Source organism: Rhabdothermincola sediminis (assembly GCF_014805525.1).
Classification (GTDB): domain Bacteria; phylum Actinomycetota; class Acidimicrobiia; order Acidimicrobiales; family Acidimicrobilacustridaceae; genus Rhabdothermincola; species Rhabdothermincola sediminis.
Genome location: NZ_JACFSZ010000005.1, coordinates 187501 through 190600 on the forward strand (window position 1 = coordinate 187501; position 3100 = coordinate 190600).

Annotated in this window: 2 rRNA genes (1 of these 2 cut by a window edge); both read left to right on the forward strand. The window is 58.7% G+C overall.

The features are described 5' to 3' along the window. Positions 1 to 2683 (forward strand): 23S ribosomal RNA (locus HZF19_RS06080); it begins 384 nt to the left of the window's first position. Positions 2684 to 2765: 82 nt separating this feature from the next. Further along, positions 2766 to 2882: ribosomal RNA gene (gene rrf, locus HZF19_RS06085) — 5S ribosomal RNA — on the forward strand. Positions 2883 to 3100: the final 218 nt, after the last annotated feature.

The following is a 3100-nucleotide window of genomic DNA, read 5'->3' on the forward strand; positions in this document are numbered from 1 at the left end:
GTTCTGGAAAGGCGCGCCACAGTGGGTAAGAGCCCCGTACACGAAAGATCACCAGCCTCTGTTCGGATTTCCCAAGTAGCGCCGGGACCGTGAAAACTGGCGTGAATCTGCGAGGACCACCTCGTAAGGCTAAGTATACGTAGGCGACCGATAGCGAACTAGTACCGTGAGGGAAAGGTGAAAAGTACCCCGGGAGGGGAGTGAAATAGTACCTGAAACCGTTGGTTTACAATCAGTCAGAGCGTCGTCACTGCTCTTCGGAGCGGTGGCCGCGATGGCGTGCCTTTTGAAGAATGAGCCAACGAGTTACGGTGTGTGGCAAGGTTAACCAGCGATGGGAAGCCGGAGCGAAAGCGAGTCTGAACAGGGCGTTCAGTCGCATGCCGTAGACCCGAAGCCGAGTGATCTATCCATGGGCAGGCTGAAGCGGGGGTAAGACCCCGTGGAGGGCCGAACCCACCTAGGTTGAAAACTGGGGGGATGACCTGTGGATAGGGGTGAAAGGCCAAGCAAACTCGGTGATAGCTGGTTCTCCGCGAAATGCATTTAGGTGCAGCGTCGCATGTTCAGTCATGGAGGTAGAGCACTGGATGGGCTAGGGGGCCTACAAGCTTACCGACCTCAACCAAACTCCGAATGCCATGACTCCAGAGTGCGGCAGTGAGACCATGGGGGATGAGCTTCATGGTCGAGAGGGAAACAGCCCAGATCGCCGGCTAAGGCCCCAAATTCTGGACTAAGTGGTAAACGATGTGAGACTGCCCAGACAGCCAGGAGGTTGGCTTAGAAGCAGCCACCCTTGAAAGAGTGCGTAACAGCTCACTGGTCGAGTGGTCTTGCGCGGACAATGTAACGGGGCTCAAGTCCAGAGCCGAAGCCGCGGATTCATCTTCGGATGAGTGGTAGCGGAGCGTCGATCCGGGAGCGAAGCGGCTGGGTGACCAGTCGTGGACCGGGGTCGAGTGAGAATGTTGGCATGAGTAGCGAGAGAGGGGTGAGAAACCCCTCCGCCGAAAGCCCAAGGGTTCCTGGGGAAGGCTAATCCGCCCAGGGTAAGTCGGGAGCTAAGGCGAGGCCGAGAGGCGTAGTCGATGCACAACCGGTTGATATTCCGGTACCAGCGTGTCCGCGCCAAGCCCAATGCCGGGTACTAAGGGGCTGCTACCTTCGGGTGGCGAACCGACCAACCGGCGGCGGGTAGCTGATGGGGGACGCAGGAGGGTAGGTGAGCCCAGGCGTTGGTTGTCCTGGGGTAAGCGTGTAGGCGGACTCCGATGAAAGTTGGGGTCACAACGCTGAGACGCGACGCCGAGCCGCTACAGGCGAAGTCACTGATCCCATGCTGCCGAGAAAAGCCCAGCAGCGAGTTGACATGCTGCCCGTACCCCAAACCGACACAGGTGGGCAGGTAGAGAATACCAAGGCGATCGGGAGAACTGTGGTTAAGGAACTCGGCAAAATGCCTCCGTAACTTCGGGATAAGGAGGACCTCACTAGGGTGAAGGGGCTTGCCCCCGGAGCTCGAAGAGGTGGCACAGACCAGGGGAAAGCGACTGTTTACTAAAAACACAGCAGCGTGCGAAGCCGTAAGGCGCTGTATACGCTGTGACGCCTGCCCGGTGCCGGAAGGTTACGGGGAAGGGTCAGCCGCAAGGCGAAGCTCTGAACCTAAGCCCCGGTAAACGGCGGCCGTAACTATAACGGTCCTAAGGTAGCGAAATTCCTTGTCGGGTAAGTTCCGACCTGCACGAATGGCGTAACGACTTTCCTACTGTCTCAACCACAGACCCGGCGAAATTGAAGTACGAGTAAAGATGCTCGTTAGCTGCGGAAGGACGGAAAGACCCCGTGGACCTTTACTACAACTTGATGTTGGGTTTTGGTATGCGTTGTGTAGGATAGGTGGGAGACTGGGAAGCATTGGCGCCAGCCAGTGTGGAGTCATCCTTGAAATACCACCCTGCGTATGCTGGGACTCTAACCCAGACCCGTTATCCGGGTCGGGGACAGCGTCAGGCGGGTAGTTTGACTGGGGCGGTCGCCTCCTAAAAGGTAACGGAGGCGCCCAAAGGTTCCCTCAGCCTGGTTGGCAATCAGGCGTCGAGTGCAATGGCACAAGGGAGCTTGACTGCGAGACCTACAAGTCGAGCAGGTGCGAAAGCAGGGCATAGTGATCCGGCGGTTGCGTGTGGAAGCGCCGTCGCTCAACGGATAAAAGGTACCCCGGGGATAACAGGCTCATCTTCCCCAAGAGTCCATATCGACGGGAAGGTTTGGCACCTCGATGTCGGCTCATCGCATCCTGGGGCTGAAGCAGGTCCCAAGGGTTGGGCTGTTCGCCCATTAAAGCGGTACGCGAGCTGGGTTTAGAACGTCGTGAGACAGTTCGGTCCCTATCCTCCGCAGCCGTAGGAGATTTGAGGAAGGCTGTCCCTAGTACGAGAGGACCGGGACGGACGTAGCTCTCGTGTGCCAGTTGTCCTGCCAAGGGCACGGCTGGTTAGCGACCTACGGAAGAGATAACCGCTGAAAGCATCTAAGTGGGAAGCTCGTTCCTAGATGAGATCTCCCACCGGGTTAACCGGGTAAGGCCCGTGGCCAGATGACCACGTTGATAGGCCGGAGGTGTACGCACGGTGACGTGTTCAGCCGACCGGTACTAATCGGCCGAGGGCTTGGATCAACAATGATGTTCGTGCTCGCTGTGGAGTTCTCGAGGGCGGGAGCGACCGCCAGGAAGGCGGCGCTTGCCTTTGACAACAGGTTTCGGTGGCCATAGCGGTGGGGTCACACCCGTTCCCATTCCGAACACGGAAGTTAAGCCCACCAGCGCCGATGGTACTTGGGGGGAGACTCCCTGGGAGAGTAGGACGCCGCCGGATTTCTCACCGAAGAAGAGGCCCCAGCGGCCTCTTCTTCGCGTCCGGGCGCCTGCACGTGATGACTGACGTCCGCTGATGGTAGCGGGCATGGCTAGGAGACTGCTGAGCAATCGGGTGGGCGGGTCGATTCGCGTTGGGGGCGTGGATCGAAAAGAATGGGCCGATGCAAGGGACGTCTCGCCCGGATCGTGAGTTGCTCGACGCGGCGGCATTGTGCA